We start from the raw sequence: 18175 nt of genomic DNA on the forward strand, positions 1-18175 counted from the left end.
GTCGTGTGTGATTATCAATCCCAGCGAAAATATTGCCGAGGTGCGCGGCGCAGGACGCCATGCGTGGTGCGGCCTGTTGCTGGCTATCGTGCCGGGTTTTGGGCAGTTTTATCACCGTCAGTGGTTGAAGGGGATTGTTTTCCTGGTGCTGCTGAGTAGCTTTATAAGCGTTTTTTATGATTTTCTCAGCGAGGGCTTATGGGGGCTATATACCTTAGGCGAAGAGGTACCGCGGGATAATTCTATTTTCCTGCTGGCGGAAGGGATTATCAGCGTACTGATTGTCGCCTTTGGCCTGCTGGTCTATTTTCTCTCGCTGCGCGATGCCTGGGTAAATGGCAAAAAGCGCGATGAGGGCATGGCGCTAAATAGCGTGCGCAAGCAGTATCAGATGCTGCTCAGAGACGGTTTTCCCTATCTGATGATTAGCCCCGGCTTTATTCTGCTGGTGTTTGTCGTCATCTTCCCGATTTTGTTTGGTTTTGCCATTGCCTTTACCAACTACAACCTTTACCACACGCCGCCGGCGAAGCTGGTGGATTGGGTCGGGTTCAAAAACTTCATCAACATCTTCACATTATCCATCTGGCGCTCAACCTTCTTTGATGTGTTGCAGTGGACAGTGGTGTGGACTTTACTGGCGACGACGTTGCAATGTACCGTCGGTGTGCTGCTGGCCATTCTGGTCAACCAGAAAGATCTGCGCTTTAAGCCGATGATTCGTACTATTTTTATTCTGCCGTGGGCGGTGCCGGGGTTCGTGACAATTCTGGTTTTTGCCGGGATGTTCAACGATTCGTTCGGGGTGATTAATAACGCGATTTTATCCTTCTTCGGCATCAGCCCGAAGGCGTGGCTGACCGATCCGTTCTGGACCAAGACTGCGCTGATCATGATGCAGACCTGGCTGGGCTTCCCGTTTGTCTTTGCCATGACTACCGGCGTACTGCAGGCGATACCGGACGATCTTTATGAAGCGGCCACCATGGACGGCGCAAGCGCGTATACCCGCCTGCGCACCATTACTCTGCCGCTGGTGCTGTACTCGATTGCGCCGATCATCATCACCCAGTACACCTTCAACTTTAACAACTTCAACATCATCTATCTGTTCAACAACGGCGGCCCTGCGGTGGCGGGTTCCAATGCTGGGGGTACGGATATTCTGGTGTCGTGGATTTATAAATTGACGATGTCGTCTTCGCAATACGCCATCGCGGCCACCATTACGATCCTGCTGTCGATTTTCGTTGTCGGCCTGGCGTTGTGGCAGTTCCGCGCCACTAAATCCTTCAAAAACGACGACATGGCGTAAGGGAAGCAAATGGCTAAATCACCGAGTATTAAACGCGAAAAGTGGATTCGCCTGTCACTGACCTGGCTGGTGGTAATCCTGGTGTCGACGATCATCATCTACCCGTTGGTATGGACGGTAGGGGCATCACTGAACGCCGGGAATAGTCTGCTGAGTACGTCGATTATTCCAGAGAACCTGTCGTTCCAGCATTACGCCGACCTGTTTAATGGCAATGTGAACTACCTGACCTGGTACTGGAATTCGATGAAGATCAGTTTCATGACCATGGTGCTGACCTTAATCAGCGTGAGCTTCACCGCCTACGCGTTCTCTCGTTTTCGTTTCAAAGGACGACAGAATGGGCTGATGCTGTTCCTGTTACTACAGATGATCCCGCAGTTCTCGGCGCTCATTGCGATCTTTGTTTTGTCGCAGTTGCTGGGGCTGATCAACAGCCATCTGGCGCTGGTGCTGATCTACGTTGGTGGCATGATCCCGATGAATACCTGGCTTATGAAGGGATATCTGGATGCGATCCCTAAAGATCTGGATGAGTCCGCACGTATGGATGGTGCCAGCAGCTTCCGCATTTTTTTCGAAATCATCATGCCGCTGTCAAAGCCGATCCTCGCGGTGGTGGCGCTGTTCTCGTTCACCGGCCCGCTGGGGGATTTTATTCTCTCCAGCACTATCCTGCGTACCCCGGATAAGTACACGCTGCCGATCGGCCTGTACAACCTGGTAGCGCAGAAAATGGGTGCCAGCTACACCACTTATGCAGCGGGAGCGGTGCTGATTGCCGTCCCGGTCGCGATTCTCTATCTGGCGCTGCAAAAATACTTTGTTTCCGGCCTGACCTCTGGCAGTACAAAAGGATAACCTCATGAAAAGATTAACACCCGCGTGGCTTGCTGTTTCTCTGGCATGCTGTTTCTCCGCCAGTACGTTTGCCGCCGATGCGCTGCAAACCAAGGCGTTCAACAATATGCCCGCTGATTTTATTAAAGGTGCGGATATTTCCACGTTGCTGGATGCGGAAAAGCACGGGGTAAAGTTTTATAACCACAATAATCAGCAGCAGGATCCGATCGCGATTTTGAAGGCTGATGGCGTGAATTATGTTCGCCTGCGTCTGTGGGTTGATCCTAAAGATGCTCAGGGTCAGGGCTACGGTGGCGGTGATAACGATCTGGCGGCGACGCTGGTGCTGGCGAAACGTGCAAAAGCGCAGGGTATGAAGCTGCTGCTCGATTTCCACTACAGCGATTTCTGGACCGACCCGGGTAAGCAGTACAAGCCGAAGGCCTGGGATAAAATGGACTATCCGCAGCTGAAAACCACCATCCACGACTACACCCGCGACACGATTGCCCGCTTTAAACAGGAAGGCGTGCTGCCGGATATGGTGCAGATCGGTAACGAGATTAACGGCGGTATGCTGTGGCCGGAGGGTAAAAGCTGGGGGCAGGGCGGTGGTGAATTCGATCGCCTCGCAGGACTGCTTAACGCGGCTATTGATGGCCTGAAAGAAAATCTCACCGGCGGCGAGCAGGTGAAAATTATGCTTCATCTGGCGGAAGGAACCAAAAACGATACCTTCCGCTGGTGGTTTGATGAAATCAGCAAGCGCAACGTGCCTTACGACATTATCGGTCTGTCGATGTACACCTACTGGAATGGCCCGATTAGCGCGTTGAAAGCCAATATGGACGATATCAGCAAGCGCTATAACAAAGACGTGATTGTTGTTGAGGCTGCCTACGCTTATACCCTGGAGAACTGCGATAACGCGGAAAATAGTTTCCAGGCGAAAGAGGAAAAGGATGGCGGTTATCCGGCGACCGTACAAGGGCAATATAATTATATTCACGATTTAATGCAGGCCGTTATCGACGTGCCGGAACATCGCGGAAAAGGTATTTTTTATTGGGAGCCGACATGGATCGCCGTGCCGGGAAATACCTGGGCGACACCTGCCGGAATGAAATATATCCACGATGAGTGGAAAGAGGGCAATGCCCGGGAAAATCAGGCGCTGTTTGATTGCCAGGGAAAAGCATTGCCATCGATGAAGGTATTTAATTAATCATTCAGCTTTAAACTTCAGGATGTTTATTATGAAAAAATTTGCGCCTTTAAGTCCTAAGGTTAATGCGCTATTGCATGGCGCTGACTATAACCCGGAGCAGTGGGAGAATTATCCCGATATTATCGACAAAGATATTGCCATGATGCAGCAGGCAAAATGTAATGTGATGTCGGTGGGGATATTTAGCTGGGCGAAGCTTGAACCTCAGGAAGGCGTATTTGAGTTTGGCTGGCTGGACAGTATTCTCGATAAACTGTATGCCGCCGGAATTCATGTCTATCTCGCCACCCCGAGCGGCGCGCGTCCGGCGTGGATGTCGCAGAAGTATCCTCAGGTGCTACGCGTTGGTCGCGATCGGGTGCCTGCACTGCACGGTGGACGCCATAACCACTGCATGTCATCACCGGTTTATCGTGAGAAAACCCTGAAAATCAACACGCTGCTGGCTGAACGTTATTCGCAGCACCCGGCGGTGCTGGGCTGGCATATCTCCAACGAATACGGTGGTGAGTGCCACTGCGGACTGTGTCAGGAGCGGTTCCGTGACTGGCTGAAGGCGCGTTATGAAACCCTGGATAATCTCAACCACGCGTGGTGGAGCACTTTCTGGAGTCATACTTACAGCGACTGGTCGCAGATTGAATCTCCAGCCCCGCAGGGGGAAGTCTCAATTCATGGTCTTAACCTTGACTGGCATCGTTTCAACACCGCGCAGGTGACTGACTTCTGCCACCATGAAGTTGCCCCTCTGAAGGCAGCGAATGCTGAACTGCCGGTGACAACCAACTTCATGGAGTATTTTTACGATTACGACTACTGGCAGTTGGCACAGGCGCTGGACTTCATCTCATGGGATAGCTATCCCATGTGGCACCGTGACAAAGATGAAACCACGCTGGCTTGCTATACCGCCATGTATCACGACATGATGCGCAGCCTGAAGGGCGGTAAACCGTTTGTGCTGATGGAATCCACGCCGAGCTCTACCAACTGGCAGCCGACCAGCAAACTGAAGAAGCCGGGAATGCATATTCTCTCTTCTATGCAGGCCGTCGCGCACGGTGCCGATTCGGTGCAGTATTTCCAGTGGCGCAAGAGTCGTGGTTCGGTAGAAAAATTCCACGGGGCGATTATCGATCACGTAGGCCACCTGGATACTCGAGTAGGCCGTGAAGTGACTAAGCTCGGCGATATGTTAAGCAAGTTGCCGGGCGTGGTGGGTTGCCGGACGGATGCCAAAGTGGCGATTATCTTCGACCAGCAAAACCGCTGGGCGCTGGATGATGCCCAGGGACCGCGTAATCTCGGGATGGAGTATGAAAATACCGTCAACGAACACTATCGTCCATTCTGGGAGCAGGGGATCGCCGTCGATATTATTGATGCGGATGTTGACCTGAGCGCCTATCAGCTGGTTATTGCACCTATGTTGTACATGGTACGCGAGGGATTCGCCGAGCGCGCCGAAGATTTCGTTGCCAACGGCGGTCAGTTAGTTACAACATACTGGACGGGTATCGTTAACGAAACTGATCTGTGCCATCTCGGCGGCTTCCCTGGCCCATTACGTAAGCTGCTGGGCATTTGGGCGGAAGAAATCGACTGCCTGAACGATGGTGAATATAATCTGGTGCAAGGACTGGCGGGGAATAAAGGCGGATTGCAGGGGCCGTATCAGGTACGCCACCTGTGTGAACTGATTCATACTGAAGCCGCGCAGCCGCTGGCGACATACCGCGATGATTTTTATGCCGGAAGACCAGCGGTTACCGTCAATCACTTCGGTAAAGGTAAGGCCTGGCACGTTGCTTCACGTAACGATCTTGCCTTCCAGCGCGATTTCTTCGCTACCATAAGCAAAGAGTTGGCGCTGCCGCGTGCCGTTGAGGCTGATTTGCCGCCGGGGGTCGTGGCAACTGCGCGAACTGATGGCGAAACCACTTATGTATTCCTGCAAAACTACAGTACCCAGCAACATAGCATTACGCTGCCGCAGGGTTACCAGGATAGCCTGACCGGTGCGGCGCTGAACGCGCCATTGACCTTAACAGCATGGGATTGCCGTATCCTTAGCCGTAACGCGTAATTCCTCTCCACCCGCGCCTGCTCATTGAGCAGGCGTTTTTTTATCTGCTTATCAGGAGTCTATTATGGTGAGTTTAAAATCCTTTCTGAATTATTTCTCCCAACCCCGCACCGCAGTGCCTTTGAGTACAACGGAGCAACAACAGATTGAATCTTTGATTCAGGCTTTCGGCGGTGAGTCGAATATTATTCATGTTGATGCTTGTATTACCCGTTTACGCGTCACGGTGAATAACCTGGCGATTGTTGATTCTCAGGCATTACAGCAGCAGGGTGCGCTGGGGGTTATTATTTTGGGGCAGCAGGTGCATGCTATTTTCGGTAAGCAGTCGGATGCTTTACGACAATTACTTGACGAGCACTTTGCAAGTCGTAAATAAAATAAAACGGGATAACGCAATAATGGGTTATCCCGAAAATATAACAAGTTATTCAATGGCAATAATCATTACCGGAGGGTAATTAACGACCTTGCAGTTGGAGAGGAAACGGTTTAAATTTTATTACCACCAGGCTTCTACCTGGACACCAAAGTTCCACGTATTGTTAGCAGTTTGATCTTCAAATGGTTTGCCATTTTCAGAATCATTCAAATATGAAGCGAAAATACGCAGTTCCGGACGTGACATAAAGTCAGGGCCATCGGCCAGGCCCAGCGCAATGGTGTATTTTTCACCGGCCTGTTTATACTCGGAGTTGTTCTTGTAGCTGTCTTTTTGATAGAAACCGCCGACTTCGCCAATCAGGCGCACGTACTCGGTAAACTGATACTGCCCGCGAGCGACCAGCGACAGCATACGCGTTTTATCCGTGTATTCAGTAATGTTGTCCGCAGAACCCCAGGTCAGAACATGGTTAATCGAGAACTTGTCGGTAATCGGAATTAAACCGGTATTAATAACGCGATATCCGGTGGCGTCATTGACGTAGTTCCACATATCGTACCAACCGCCGCCCTGGGAGACCATGTTCTGCGCCAACCCTTTGTTGGCGTACTGCAGTACCGTTTTGTTGTAGCCACCCAGCATATCCTGGCTAATCTCACCGGTCAGCATGACGCCATTTTCAGCATCATACAGTCCGCCGTAGGTATCCTGCTTTTTAGTGGTGTTCGGCATTGCGTAGTCGATACCAAATTCCGTCCAGGCACCAGACCACGGTTTCCAGCCAGCGTAGCGCAGGTCGAGATAGTTAATGTTTACATCACTGTCGCCATCGACGCGGTAATCAACGTCATTCGCGTCGCCGCGGATCCAGGCAAAGGAGACGGCCCCAGGACCTAGAGTGTAGTTTTCAAGTCCCGCACCGGAGCCGGAAATGTTCCAGTATTTGGTATCGATGATGTGTAGATCATGGCGCTGATAGTAGCGTTTACCGCCCCAAATGACCGCATTTGGATCGCCAGGGACCAGGCCTTTAATTTGAAGGTTCAACTGGCGTAGACCAAACTGCGCATCGTCATCCAGCGTGGTTTCGTTATCGTTGGAGCCGTCAGAGACCATGCTGACCATGCTATCGAGGTAGAAACTAACATCGTTTTTCTTGTAGACCTCTGAGCCTAACTCCAGCTCACCATAGGTATCAGATTCGTTACCCAGACGGCCTATTTTGTTTTTTTGCCATTCAGCCTGACTACCGTCACCGGAGACCCCAACCCCGGCGCGCATATAACCATGAAAATCGATACCTGGGACAGCGGCGGAAGCAGCCAACACGGATGGTGAAATCAGCGCAGCGGCCAACGCAACGGAGAGTGTGCGCAGCGTAGTGTTCATGTCTATCCTCTTATTTTTGTATTACGTTCACATAACCGATGTCATAAAATGCCTAAACCTAAATTCAGGCAATTGAATGATCGCCATAGTGTGATTAACTGCAAATAAATAGGCGTATTTTGTTACAGATGGTGAGTCCATTCACAATTCAATGTATTGTGAGCGTCGTACTTTTTATGGCGATTGTCATCAGGGGAATGTTGCTGTGAGCGTTTTTTCATATTGCCCCTGTTACAATCCAGGGATAACAACATAAGGAACCGGACCATGAAGTCTAAAAGCGCGACTTTAGAAGACGTTGCCCGCCACGCGGGCGTCTCCTATCAGACCGTGTCCAGGGTACTCAATAAGTCTGCTAATGTATCCAAAGCCACGCGTAGCAAGGTGGAAAAATCTATTGAGGAGCTGCGCTATGTGCCTAATCGCCTTGCACAGCAGCTGGTAGGTAAGCAGAGCCATACTGTCGGCCTGGTGACGATTTCTCTGGCTTTACACGCTCCTTCACAAGTTGCGGCAGCGGTAAAACGCTATGCCAATGTTGAAGGCTATCAGGTACTCATCTCAATGATTGATGAGAGCGTCAACCAAAGTATCCAGGATTCTATCAATGAGCTGAAGTCGCAACTGGTGAACAAGGTTATTATCAACGTGCCGCTGGAGACCGAAGAAGCCCAGAAAATCGCCGCTGATAACGACGACATTGTCTGTCTCTTTTTGGATGTTGACCCCTATAGCTCGGTGTTTAACGTTTCGTTCAATCCAGCGGATGGCACCCGAGCCAGCGTCAAATATCTCTATGAGATGGGGCACCGTGAGATAGCCCTGTTAGCCGGACCGGAAAGCTCGGTGTCAGCGAAATTACGTTTGAAAAGCTGGATGGAAACGCTTGAGGGTTATGGCCTGCAACCTGTCACAGTGGTTCGTGGCAACTGGGATGCACAGAGTGGTTACGCCGGTGCGCTGCAAATGCTGCGCGAGACACCGAACTTCACCGCAGTGCTGGTGGGAAACGATCAGATGGCATTGGGTGTGCTGAGCGCTTTTCATCAGCATCAGGTGCCGATCCCGGGGGAGAAATCGGTGATTGGTTACGATGATACCTATGAAAGTTCATTCTTCTATCCGGCGCTGACGACCGTTTCGCTAGACCTCGATTTACAAGGAAAAGAGGCTGTGCGTCGCATCCTTGATAGCGGTGATAATGAAACGCTGCATACTTCTTCGATTCTCCCCGCGCGACTGGTTATTCGCCACTCTACCGGGCCGAAAACGGAGCCCGGTAAAGATCTGCAGTCCATAGCCGAACAGCTGCGGGCGTTAGCGCATCAGCTGAATCCCTAATCCGCAACGGGCGGCCTGCGTCGCCCATTACCCTTTTCGTTCTCATGGTTGATCTTTGTATTAACTCGGCGTACCGTATTGTTATGTTATAACGTAATGATCGAGGTCGCTATGAAACCCAACATTCATCCGCACTATCGTACCGTGGTCTTTCACGACACCAGTGCCAACGAATTCTTTAAAGTCGGTTCAACCATCAGGACCGAGCGTGAGATTGAGCTCGAAGGTGAGACGTATCCGTACGTGACGCTTGATGTGTCATCCAAATCGCATCCGTATTACACCGGTAAACAGAAGGCTTTCAATAATGAAGGCAGCACCGCACGCCTCCGCCAGCGCTTCGGTGGTTTTATTGATGCGAAAAGGAGCAAATAATGCAGGTACTCAACTCGTTACGTAGCGCCAAACAGCGTCACCCGGATTGTCAGATAGTTAAGCGCAAAGGGCGGCTGTACGTGATTTGCAAAAGCAATCCCCGCTTTAAAGCCGTGCAGGGACGCAAGAAAAGACGTTAACTTACCCGTTTGCGAAAGCTCTCCAGCGTGCGCAACTGTTGGCCGTCGTTGAAGTTGTCGGCGGCCAGCCACTGCTGCATAGCGTTATCAATCTGTGGCCATTCGTCATCGATAATGGAAAACCAGTCGGTATCGCGGTTGTGGCCTTTTATCACCAGAGCCTGACGAAAACGCCCCTCATACTGAAACCCCAGACGTAGCGCTGCCCGGCGTGAGGGTTCGTTCAGGCTATTACATTTCCATTCATAGCGGCGGTAGCCGAGAATATCAAAAACGTAACGCATCAGCAGCCACTGCGCTTCGGTTGCCATCGCCGTCCGGCTTAGTAACGGTGAGAAGTGGACATGACCGACTTCAACAACGCCGTTTTTTGCATCAATTCTCATCAGCGCCAGCGACCCGACGGGTCGACCTGTCCGCTCGTCAATCACCGCAAAGTGAATGGGATCGGCCAGTCCGGCAACGCTATCAATCCACGTACGGTACTCCTCAACGCTGTTATCTGGTTCGCGCAGCAACCATGTCCAACTGCGTGTATCTGGGGCTAGCTGATGGGCGGCGAACAGTGCGCTGGCGTGTTGTGTATTTAAAGGCTCAAGGTGGCAAAAACGCCCTTGCAGATTTTGTTTTTCGGGGTGGGGCCGAGGTTGCCAATCGGGCAGGGCAGTACCAACAGGTTGATTAAACTGGTTAAGGAGGCTCATGCGGTTTTCCTTGTTTGGGCGAATGCAATGAGATTAAGAGCTTATTGGTTCTATAAAAAGTACCAAGGGTGTATGTTTTTATGGTGCCACGAGGAGCCGCGATGAATATTCCAGACGATGCGTTTTTTACTTTGTTGGAGCACGGCCTGCGTAGCAGAGGGGGTGAGACCTTGCAGCGTGCGCTGTATCAACTGTTGCGTGAGGCCGTTTTGCAGGGGCGACTGGCAGGCAATAGCCGTTTACCTGGCTCACGTGCTATGGCTCAGCGGTTGGGGCTTTCGCGTAACACGATCAACAGCGCGCTTGAGCAATTGGCCATCGAGGGCTATTTGCTACGCAGCCGTCAGGGGACGCACGTAGCGCCTTTGACGTCTCAGGGAGAGCGTGATGTTGCGGTGCACGCAATCGCGCTTCCTGAGCGCTTACAGGAGTTGCCTGGGGGCACGCGGCGTGATTCACCCACGTTGCTCTTTACGCCGGGAATGCCTGCGGTTAACTATTTTCCTCTTCCCCTCTGGCGTCGGCTTCTCGACAGAATATTGCGTGAAGAGGGAACCGCATTGCTGGGCTATGGTGACCCGCAAGGTGAACCTGCTCTGCGCGAGGCGATTGCCCGTCATCTGGCGCTATCGCGAGGGATTCGCTGCGATGTCCGACAAATTGTGATTACGGAAGGTGCGCTGGAAGGTATCAATTTATGCACGCATCTGCTGAGCGAAGCTGGGGATACCGCCTGGGTGGAAGAACCTGGCTACCTGGGGGTAAAAAGTATGTTTCTCAAAGCCGGACTTCATATGAAAGGTGTACCAGTGGATTGTGAAGGCATGCGGCCTGATATGAGTGATGAGAGTAAGGCCCCGCGATTGATCTTCACTTCACCTTCACATCAATATCCCTGTGGAGCAGTCATGAGCGCAGGGAGACGACTGGCGCTACTGGAGTATGCACGCCAGCATAATACGTGGATTATTGAAGATGATTACGACAGCGAGTTTCGCTACAGCGGCGAACCGATTCCTGCAATGTTGGGAATGGTCAAACAGGCACCGGTAGTGTATCTCGGGACCTTCAGCAAAACGTTGTTTCCCGCGCTACGCATTGGCTTTGTGGTGATGCCCTCGGCGTTGGCTGATGCGGCTCAGGGAGCGATTGGTGCACTATTGCGCGGTGGACACCGGGTGGAGCAGCGGGCGTTGGCGTTATTTATCGAAGAGGGACACTACGCGCGCCATCTTGCGGCCATGCGTCGTTTGTATCGTAAACGTCAGCAGCAATTACGGGAGATTTTGGCAGAGGAGCTTAAGGTACCTTATGAGCTCTTTGGTGGAGAAGGTGGGTTGCATTTGACGGTAGCTATCGAAGGCATTGATGATGAAGCACTTGTTCAGCTGGCTCGCCAGTTTCAGCAGGCACCAGCGGCATTAAGCCGTTTTTATCTTGATGCTAAAAATGCGAAAAGTGGACTGGTTTTGGGCTACGGTAATACGTCCGCTTCGCATTTCATTCCTGCGGTGCGGACGCTCAATCGTCTTATTACGCAGTGCCGGCGCGGGTAAGGGAAAACACATCGTAAAACGAAAGTTCACCCTTGGTATCGACCATTTTTTGCAACTGAGCCTTTTGTTCACCGGCGACGTGCGGTGATTGCAGGATTCTCTCGATCAGTTGGCCCGGGACGTACCGCGTGTTATACCACTCGCCGTTGTAACAAACGCGAAAGTCCAGTACATCAATGTCTTCATAGCGATAGCGCGGATAGACGTCAAAGAAGAAGAAGCCGTTGAGCAGGACGAACAGCACGATTAACAGCCAGACAGAATCTACCAATGTTTCTGAACGTAGCATCACGATGAGCGTAGCCAGGAAGGCGGCATACATTGCGACAAACAGCCATGGATGATTGCGAATAAAGCTAATACTAAAACGCGGACGGTTGTCGCGTTTCTCCTTTACATTAAGCTCATCAATGGTGTTCTTCAGCAGCAGCTGTATTTCTGTCATCTTATTCCCCAAATTCTGCTAAGAGCCCGGCTGCATGCTTGAAGAACAAGATGCAATTTGGGCTCAGCCTGAAGGCTATTTTATGTTGCGTAAATCACAGGGAAAAGTAACAGATCAGTTGCGAAAAAGCATAACAGTTACAGTCCTTCGCTTGGCAGCATTTTTATGATTTGTGCTGGGTTTCCGCCAACGACGGCATTCGCGGGGACATTTTTCACCACCACGGAGCCGGACGCAATGACGGCATTGTCGCCAATCGTGATTCCGGGATTGATGACTGCCCGACCGCCAATCCAGACATTGTGACCGATGACCACCGGTTTGCCGTACTCTTTACCGCTGTTGCGTTCGATGGCATCCAGTGGATGAGTTGCAGTGTAGATATGCACGCCGGGAGCCAGCATACAGTTATCACCAATATGAATTGGGCAGACATCCAGCATGACGCAATCAAAGTTAGCGTAGAAATTTTTACCCGGGAAAATATTGTAACCATAGTCACAGCGGAAAGTGGGTTCAATATAGGCATCATTAGCTTGACCAAAGAGATCGGCCAGTAATGATTTGCGTAATTCACGCTCTTCCGGTGCTGAATGATTGTAACGATGCAGCAGTTGCCTGGCACGCAGACGGTCTGCTCGCAAGGTAGCATCACCGGGTAGATACAGCTCACCGGCAATCATTTTATGTTTCTCTTCACTCATGGGGCTTTCCTTATCGTAAATGCCGCCATAGTATAAAAGAAACCGGTTTCATATGCGCCACTTGCTAATATGTGTGATTGATATCACAATTATTGCTGTTGAAGGGGGAGGCGCTACCTGTTGCTTGTCTTTCATTTGAAATATATTAGCGGATAAATTTCCAAACTGAGGGAGGGATTTTGTCGTACAGTTTATTCATCGTCAATTCAGCAAGACGATGGTCGGCTGCTGAGTAAAATACCGTCAGTTCATTATCAGGAAGTTCATATTTGTTTTTTTCAATTACGCGTTCCAGCGTATCAATTGTCTGACAGCGTCGTAAACGCATCAAATAGTCTATTTTGGTTAATGTTTTATCAGACATAAATTCACCTTTTGATTGTAATAATACTAACAAGAAAGACTTGCCGGGTTTTCCCTACTGGCGTTCACGAAGCAACGAAATAACCGGTTGCCTGATTTGCGCCATTTCTGTAGATCTGCTGTGTTAATGCCGTAGTTGCTGAACAGCACGAAAGTGTCATCCAGGTATTCGTCAAGCTGAGTAATCAGTTTATTATCCTCAGCATACTTAATTTTATAATTAAGTGCGAATGCGGCAATGTGCTCGATCAATTCATTTAGTTGAAGATTGACAGCCGAAGTCGGGTCATTAACCCAGCCATGGTTGCTCTCATCAAGGTTTGCAAGACAGTCATGATACAGGGTTTCGCAGAGAAATTTAAGCTGCGCAATATCATGTCTTTTTGGCGAGTATTCGTCCATAAAACATCCCCTTTTAAGTGGTTTAAACGACGACTAACAGCACCGTTGTGGGATGAACACGACTAACAGACCTGACACATACAATGTAATCTTGCTGTTTTAACTATAATCCACTCTCAAAAAGATTTCACCGTGCTATTACGAAAAATTACAATTATCACGGTTAATTTATCTTAAACACTGTGCGCTTTATTATATAGCAACATTAGTTTCAACGGAAAAAATGAAAGCAAACCTTATATTTCATCGGGTTAGCTGAGTATTTTAGTGGTTGTTGTCGGACAACCATACACAATGTCAGTGATTGAGAATATTCTGAGTTAGGTCGGGGCGACAAATCAGTGGATGAAAAAAACAGAGATATATGGCAGAACTCATCATTAAATATTATATAACAGGCTACAAAATAAACAATGACAATGAGTGCGCTTAATATAGATAGAAAAGGAAAGGGCCGCAAATGCGGCCCTTAGAGGGGAGATTAGTGATGCTCAACCGTATGGCTGTGCTCAATATCTTCATTTCTCTTGCTAAAACGGCGGCGAACCACCACGAAGAATACTGGTACAAAGAAAATAGCCAGAACCGTCGCGGTCACCATCCCGCCCATTACGCCAGTACCTACGGCGTTCTGTGCACCGGAGCCTGCCCCAGAGCTAATAACCAGCGGCATTACCCCCAGGATAAATGCCAGTGAGGTCATCAGGATCGGACGCAGACGCATACGTACCGCTTCGAGCGTCGCTTCAATCAGGCCTTTACCTTCTTTATCCATTAGGTCTTTGGCGAATTCAACGATAAGAATCGCGTTCTTCGCCGACAGACCAATGGTTGTTAGCAGACCAACCTGGAAGTAGACGTCATTAGTCAGCCCGCGGAAAGTTGCCGCCAGCAGTGCACCAACAACCCCGAGCGGAACGACCAGCATGACCGAGAACGGAATTGACCAACTCTCATACAATGCCGCCAGGCACAGGAATACGACAATCAGCGAGATCGCGTAGAGCGCAGGTGCCTGGTTGCCGGACAACCGTTCCTGATAGGACATACCGGTCCAGTCGTAGCCAATACCAGAAGGCAGTTTGCCCGCCAGCTCCTCCATCAGGTTCATCGCTTCACCGGTACTCTTACCAGGCGTTGCTTGACCGAGGATTTCCATTGATGGCAGACCGTTATAGCGTTCCAGACGTGGAGAGCCATATTCCCAGCGTGAAGTGGAGAAGGCGGAGAACGGCACCATCTGTCCATCGCTACCGCGCACGTACCAGTTGCCGATATCTTCCGGCAGCATACGGTATTTGGCTTCGGACATGATATAGACTTTCTTGACGCGACCACGGTCGATAAAGTCGTTGACATAGCTACCACCCCAGGCGGAACCCAATGTGGTGTTGATGTCGCTAATCGAAACGCCGAGAGCCTGCGCTTTTTCCTGATCGATATCGACTTTAAACTGCGGTGTATCTTCCAGGCCGTTTGGACGAACGCCACTTAATACATCAGGATGCTGCGCAATCATGCCAAAGAGCTGGTTACGCGCCTGAGTGAGTTTTTCGTGACCCAATCCACCCTGATCGATCAGCTGGAAGTCAAAGCCGGTAGCAGTACCCAGTTCGACAATGGCTGGCAGGTTAAAGGCGAAGACCATTGCGTCTTTAATCTGCGAGAAGTAGCCCATTGCACGGCCGGTGATCGCTTCAACCTTGTTCTCTTCGCCAGGACGTTGGCTCCAGTCCTTCAGGGAGACGAACGCGATACCGGTGTTTTGTCCGCGGCCCGCGAAGCCAAAGCCGTTAACGGCGAATACTGATTCAACGTTGTTCTTCTCATGAGTGAGATAGTAGTCGGTCATCTCATCAAGAACTTTCTGCGTACGTTCCTGCGTTGCACCAGCCGGGAGCTGTGCCATGCTGAGGAACACACCCTGATCTTCGTCTGGCAGGAAGGAACTTGGCAGACGCACGAACAGCCAGGCCATTCCCACTACGATGATCAGATACAGCACCAGATAACGACCGGTACTGCGCAGAATGTTGCCTACGCTATCGGTGTAATGATGTGTGCTCTTATCAAACATGCGGTTAAACCAGCCAAAGAAGCCGGTCGTTGCACCATGGCTGCCTTTCGCGACGGGTTTTAGCATCGTGGCGCAAAGCGCCGGGGTCAGGATCAGCGCTACCAGTACCGACAGCGCCATGGCCGAAACGATAGTGATAGAGAACTGACGATAAATCGCACCAGTAGAGCCGCCGAAGAAGGCCATCGGGATAAACACTGCCGAAAGCACCATCGCGATACCCACCAGTGCGCCCTGAATCTGGCCCATTGATTTACGCGTTGCCTCCTTCGGCGGTAGCCCTTCCTCAGCCATAACACGCTCGACGTTTTCCACCACCACGATGGCGTCATCCACGAGTAGACCGATTGCGAGCACCATACCAAACATGGTGAGGGTGTTTATCGAGAAACCGAACAGAGCGAGGATAGCAAACGTCCCCAGCAAGACGACCGGTACAGCGATAGTTGGGATCAGCGTCGCGCGGAAGTTCTGCAGGAACAGATACATAACCAGGAACACCAGGATGATCGCTTCAACCAGCGTTTTCACCACTTCGTGAATAGAGATCTGTACGAATGGCGTGGTGTCATACGGATAAACAATCTTCATGCCGGAAGGGAAGAACGGCTCCATCTTCACCAGCTCAGCACGAATGGCGTTAGCGGTATCGAGGGCGTTCGCACCGGTCGCCAGTTTAATCCCCAGACCGGAAGCCGGCTGGCCGTTAAACTTCGCGATGACATCGTAGTTTTCACCACCCAGCTCGATCTTCGCAACATCGCGCAGACGAACCTGAGAGCCATCCGGGTTGACTTTCAGCAGAATGTTGCCGAACTCTTCGGTGTTGGTCAGACGAGTCTGCGCCACGATAGAAGCGTTCAACTGCTGGCCTTTCACCGGTGGCGTACCGCCTAACTGACCCGCTGCAACCTGGGCGTTCTGTGCTTTCAGGGCGCTAATAACGTCAACCGGCGTTAGCTGGAAGTTGTTCAGTTTGTTCGGGTCCATCCAGATACGCATGGCATATTGGGAACCAAACAACTGCACGTCACCAACGCCGCTGGTACGACTAATCGTATCCTTCATGTTGGCGGCAACATAGTCAGAAATGTCATCCTGATTCATGGTGCCATCGGTATTGATAACGCCGACAACCATCAGGAAGCTGCTGGATGCCTTTTCAACGCTAATACCCTGTTGCTGTACTTCCTGCGGCAACAACGGCGTCGCAAGCGCTAGCTTGTTCTGAACCTGTACCTGGGCGATATCCGGATCGGTACCGGATTCGAAGGTGAGGGTAATCGTCGCTGTACCGGTGGAGTCGCCATTTGAAGACATGTACATCAGGTGATCGATACCGTTCATGTTCTGTTCGATAACCTGGGTTACGGTGTTCTGCACGGTTTCCGCATCAGCACCGGGGTACATGGCTGTGATGGAAATTGCCGGTGGCGCAATCGTTGGATATTGCGCTATCGGCAACTTGAGGATCGAAAGTCCCCCAGCCAGCATGATAATAATGGCGATCACCCATGCAAATATGGGGCGATCGATAAAGAAATTAGGCATGTCTTAACGGCTCCTGTTTAAGTTAAGACTTGGGTTGTTCTGACTGAGCATTGCCAGCGGCTTGCTGTTTATCGTCAGAAACGACTTCCTGCGCTTTTACCTGTACGCCTGGTTTGATTTTTTGCAGACCAGTGATGATCACGCGATCGCCCGTTTTCAAACCTTCAGTGACCAGCCATTTGTCGCCAATTGCCTGAGTCGCGGTAATCTGACGGACTTCGACTTTATCGCCTTCGCCAACAACCATGGCGCTCGCATCACCGCGTGGCGTACGAGTTACGCCCTGCTGAGGAACCAGCATAGCATCAGGATTTACACCTTCTTCCAGACGTGCACGGACGAACATTCCAGGTAGCAGAGTGTGATCCGGGTTGGGGAAGATAGCGCGCAGCGTGATAGAGCCGGTAGTCTGGTCAACGGTGACGTCGGAAAACTCCAGCGTACCGCCCTGCGGGTATTTCAGACCGTCGTTAGTGACCAGCTCAACCTTCGCTTTACCGTTTTCCTGCTGCAGTTTGCCGTTGGCTAACTCTTGTTTTAAACGCAGAAAATCATTGCTTGATTGAGTCACGTCGACATAAATAGGATCAAGCTGCTGCACGGTAGCCAGCGCGGTGGTTTGGCCGTTTTGCACCAGGGCGCCTTCGGTTACAGCGGATTTACCAATGCGACCGCTGATAGGAGAGGTGACTTTGGTGTATGCCAGATTGATGCGTGCAGTTTCTACAGCAGCTTTGGCGGCGACCACTGCAGCATTACTCTGCTGAGCGGTTGCAACGGCAGTATCGTAATCCTGTTGGCTAATGTACTTAGTGCCTAACAGTTTCTGATAACGTTTTACCGTCAACTGGTCCATATTTGCCGCGGCTTGCGCTTTTGCTAAATCGCCCTTTGCGCTTTCATAGGTGGCCTGATAGGTCGCCGGATCAATTTGATAAAGAGACACGCCAGCCTGAATATCGCTACCTTCAGTGAAGTTACGTTTCAGAATAATGCCACTGACCTGAGGGCGAACTTCCGCAACGCGATAAGCGCTGGTGCGACCTGGCAGTTCAGTTGTGATTTGTAGCGGAGCGGATTTGAGCGTCACAATACCGACTTCCGGCATTTGTTGGGCCCCTTGCTGAGCCGGTTTGTCGTCACATCCTGTTAGCGCTAAGCTGCCTGAGAGCATCAGAACGACCGCCAGAGGCGTTAACCCTCTGTTTTTGTTCATATGTAAACCTCGAGTGTCCAATTTCAAATTGTTCAGTGGCTCAATCGACCACAAA

17 protein-coding genes and 1 pseudogene are annotated in these 18175 nt (G+C 50.9%); 10 read left to right on the plus strand and 8 right to left on the minus strand.

Annotated features, from left to right (window positions below; translation table 11 throughout):
• The first annotated feature begins 7 nt into the window (after positions 1-7).
• The 5 genes from HV127_RS14230 (at position 8) to HV127_RS14250 (ending at position 5851) form a co-directional block, all read left to right on the plus strand.
• Positions 8-1315, plus strand: a complete 1308-nt coding sequence (locus HV127_RS14230) for a sugar ABC transporter permease (protein WP_182236792.1) — start codon at positions 8-10, stop codon at positions 1313-1315.
• Positions 1316-1324: 9 nt separating this feature from the next.
• Positions 1325-2176 (plus strand): sugar ABC transporter permease, encoded by an 852-nt coding sequence (locus HV127_RS14235; protein ID WP_112214163.1) that lies wholly within the window; start codon positions 1325-1327, stop codon positions 2174-2176.
• Positions 2177-2180: 4 nt separating this feature from the next.
• The gene (locus HV127_RS14240) at positions 2181-3383 is read left to right on the plus strand and encodes an arabinogalactan endo-beta-1,4-galactanase (RefSeq protein WP_182236794.1); all 1203 of its coding nucleotides are present in this window, start codon (positions 2181-2183) and stop codon (positions 3381-3383) included.
• Positions 3384-3414: 31 nt separating this feature from the next.
• A complete protein-coding gene (locus tag HV127_RS14245; protein WP_182236796.1) occupies positions 3415-5472 on the plus strand; it encodes a beta-galactosidase in 2058 nt (685 codons plus the stop codon).
• 64 nt (positions 5473-5536) lie between these two features.
• The gene (locus HV127_RS14250) at positions 5537-5851 is read left to right on the plus strand and encodes a glucose PTS transporter subunit EIIB (protein ID WP_182236798.1); all 315 of its coding nucleotides are present in this window, start codon (positions 5537-5539) and stop codon (positions 5849-5851) included.
• Between the two features lie 123 nt (positions 5852-5974).
• Here the strand turns inward: HV127_RS14250 and HV127_RS14255 are convergent, their stop codons facing one another.
• Positions 5975-7246: a maltoporin gene (locus HV127_RS14255; RefSeq protein WP_182236800.1), complete on the minus strand. Its 1272-nt coding sequence runs from the start codon at positions 7244-7246 to the stop codon at positions 5975-5977.
• 267 nt (positions 7247-7513) lie between these two features.
• Here HV127_RS14255 and HV127_RS14260 point away from each other — a divergent pair, with 267 nt between their 5' ends.
• The 3 genes from HV127_RS14260 to ykgO all read left to right on the plus strand — a co-directional run bounded on the left by HV127_RS14260 (position 7514) and on the right by ykgO (position 9102).
• A complete protein-coding gene (locus tag HV127_RS14260; RefSeq protein WP_182236802.1) occupies positions 7514-8587 on the plus strand; it encodes a LacI family DNA-binding transcriptional regulator in 1074 nt (357 codons plus the stop codon).
• Between the two features lie 111 nt (positions 8588-8698).
• Positions 8699-8962, plus strand: a complete 264-nt coding sequence (locus HV127_RS14265; protein ID WP_182236804.1) for a type B 50S ribosomal protein L31 — start codon at positions 8699-8701, stop codon at positions 8960-8962.
• Positions 8962-9102 (plus strand): type B 50S ribosomal protein L36, encoded by a 141-nt coding sequence (ykgO, locus tag HV127_RS14270; protein WP_003859006.1) that lies wholly within the window; start codon positions 8962-8964, stop codon positions 9100-9102. Before HV127_RS14265 ends, ykgO begins: the two co-directional genes overlap by 1 nt.
• Here the strand turns inward: ykgO and HV127_RS14275 are convergent.
• Positions 9099-9806 (minus strand): GNAT family protein, encoded by a 708-nt coding sequence (locus HV127_RS14275; protein ID WP_182236806.1) that lies wholly within the window; start codon positions 9804-9806, stop codon positions 9099-9101. The genes ykgO and HV127_RS14275 overlap by 4 nt on opposite strands.
• 101 nt (positions 9807-9907) lie before the next feature.
• Here HV127_RS14275 and HV127_RS14280 point away from each other — a divergent pair, with 101 nt between their 5' ends.
• A complete protein-coding gene (locus HV127_RS14280; RefSeq protein WP_182236808.1) occupies positions 9908-11362 on the plus strand; it encodes a PLP-dependent aminotransferase family protein in 1455 nt (484 codons plus the stop codon).
• Here the strand turns inward: HV127_RS14280 and HV127_RS14285 are convergent.
• The gene (locus HV127_RS14285; protein ID WP_182236810.1) at positions 11340-11807 is read right to left on the minus strand and encodes a YlaC family protein; all 468 of its coding nucleotides are present in this window, start codon (positions 11805-11807) and stop codon (positions 11340-11342) included. The genes HV127_RS14280 and HV127_RS14285 overlap by 23 nt on opposite strands.
• 61 nt (positions 11808-11868) lie before the next feature.
• On the opposite strand from HV127_RS14285, the pseudogene HV127_RS31705 reads away from it, so the two are divergent.
• Positions 11869-11976: pseudogene (locus HV127_RS31705) on the plus strand (hypothetical protein); the annotation flags it as partial.
• Here HV127_RS31705 and maa read toward each other — a convergent pair.
• The 5 genes from maa to acrA all read right to left on the minus strand — a co-directional run bounded on the left by maa (position 11945) and on the right by acrA (position 18120).
• Positions 11945-12511: a maltose O-acetyltransferase gene (gene maa, locus HV127_RS14290; protein WP_182236812.1), complete on the minus strand. Its 567-nt coding sequence runs from the start codon at positions 12509-12511 to the stop codon at positions 11945-11947. The pseudogene HV127_RS31705 and the gene maa overlap by 32 nt on opposite strands.
• A 145-nt stretch (positions 12512-12656) precedes the next feature.
• A complete protein-coding gene (locus HV127_RS14295; RefSeq protein WP_110273703.1) occupies positions 12657-12875 on the minus strand; it encodes an HHA domain-containing protein in 219 nt (72 codons plus the stop codon).
• Positions 12876-12901: 26 nt separating this feature from the next.
• Entirely contained in the window at positions 12902-13276 is a 375-nt protein-coding gene (gene tomB, locus HV127_RS14300; RefSeq protein WP_181483283.1) for an Hha toxicity modulator TomB, read from the minus strand.
• Between the two features lie 481 nt (positions 13277-13757).
• Positions 13758-16904 (minus strand): multidrug efflux RND transporter permease subunit AcrB, encoded by a 3147-nt coding sequence (gene acrB, locus HV127_RS14305; protein WP_182236815.1) that lies wholly within the window; start codon positions 16902-16904, stop codon positions 13758-13760.
• A gap of 22 nt (positions 16905-16926) precedes the next feature.
• A complete protein-coding gene (acrA, locus tag HV127_RS14310) occupies positions 16927-18120 on the minus strand; it encodes a multidrug efflux RND transporter periplasmic adaptor subunit AcrA (protein WP_182236817.1) in 1194 nt (397 codons plus the stop codon).
• Between the last annotated feature and the right edge of the window lie 55 nt (positions 18121-18175).

It is taken from the genome of Klebsiella sp. RHBSTW-00215 (assembly GCF_014103785.1).
GTDB lineage: Bacteria > Pseudomonadota > Gammaproteobacteria > Enterobacterales > Enterobacteriaceae > Klebsiella.

What these genes read in the sequence shown, in the direction of transcription:
- HV127_RS14280 (WP_182236808.1), top strand. Translation starts at nt 9,908, where the DNA reads ATGAATATTCCAGACGATGCGTTTTTTACTTTGTTGGAGCACGGCCTG.
- HV127_RS14250 (WP_182236798.1), top strand. Translation starts at nt 5,537, where the DNA reads ATGGTGAGTTTAAAATCCTTTCTGAATTATTTCTCCCAACCCCGCACC.
- HV127_RS14285 (WP_182236810.1), bottom strand. Translation starts at nt 11,807, where the DNA reads ATGACAGAAATACAGCTGCTGCTGAAGAACACCATTGATGAGCTTAAT.
- acrB (WP_182236815.1), bottom strand. Translation starts at nt 16,904, where the DNA reads ATGCCTAATTTCTTTATCGATCGCCCCATATTTGCATGGGTGATCGCC.
- maa (WP_182236812.1), bottom strand. Translation starts at nt 12,511, where the DNA reads ATGAGTGAAGAGAAACATAAAATGATTGCCGGTGAGCTGTATCTACCC.
- HV127_RS14295 (WP_110273703.1), bottom strand. Translation starts at nt 12,875, where the DNA reads ATGTCTGATAAAACATTAACCAAAATAGACTATTTGATGCGTTTACGA.
- HV127_RS14245 (WP_182236796.1), top strand. Translation starts at nt 3,415, where the DNA reads ATGAAAAAATTTGCGCCTTTAAGTCCTAAGGTTAATGCGCTATTGCAT.
- HV127_RS14235 (WP_112214163.1), top strand. Translation starts at nt 1,325, where the DNA reads ATGGCTAAATCACCGAGTATTAAACGCGAAAAGTGGATTCGCCTGTCA.
- ykgO (WP_003859006.1), top strand. Translation starts at nt 8,962, where the DNA reads ATGCAGGTACTCAACTCGTTACGTAGCGCCAAACAGCGTCACCCGGAT.
- HV127_RS14265 (WP_182236804.1), top strand. Translation starts at nt 8,699, where the DNA reads ATGAAACCCAACATTCATCCGCACTATCGTACCGTGGTCTTTCACGAC.
- HV127_RS14275 (WP_182236806.1), bottom strand. Translation starts at nt 9,806, where the DNA reads ATGAGCCTCCTTAACCAGTTTAATCAACCTGTTGGTACTGCCCTGCCC.
- acrA (WP_182236817.1), bottom strand. Translation starts at nt 18,120, where the DNA reads ATGAACAAAAACAGAGGGTTAACGCCTCTGGCGGTCGTTCTGATGCTC.
- HV127_RS14260 (WP_182236802.1), top strand. Translation starts at nt 7,514, where the DNA reads ATGAAGTCTAAAAGCGCGACTTTAGAAGACGTTGCCCGCCACGCGGGC.
- tomB (WP_181483283.1), bottom strand. Translation starts at nt 13,276, where the DNA reads ATGGACGAATACTCGCCAAAAAGACATGATATTGCGCAGCTTAAATTT.
- HV127_RS14240 (WP_182236794.1), top strand. Translation starts at nt 2,181, where the DNA reads ATGAAAAGATTAACACCCGCGTGGCTTGCTGTTTCTCTGGCATGCTGT.
- HV127_RS14255 (WP_182236800.1), bottom strand. Translation starts at nt 7,246, where the DNA reads ATGAACACTACGCTGCGCACACTCTCCGTTGCGTTGGCCGCTGCGCTG.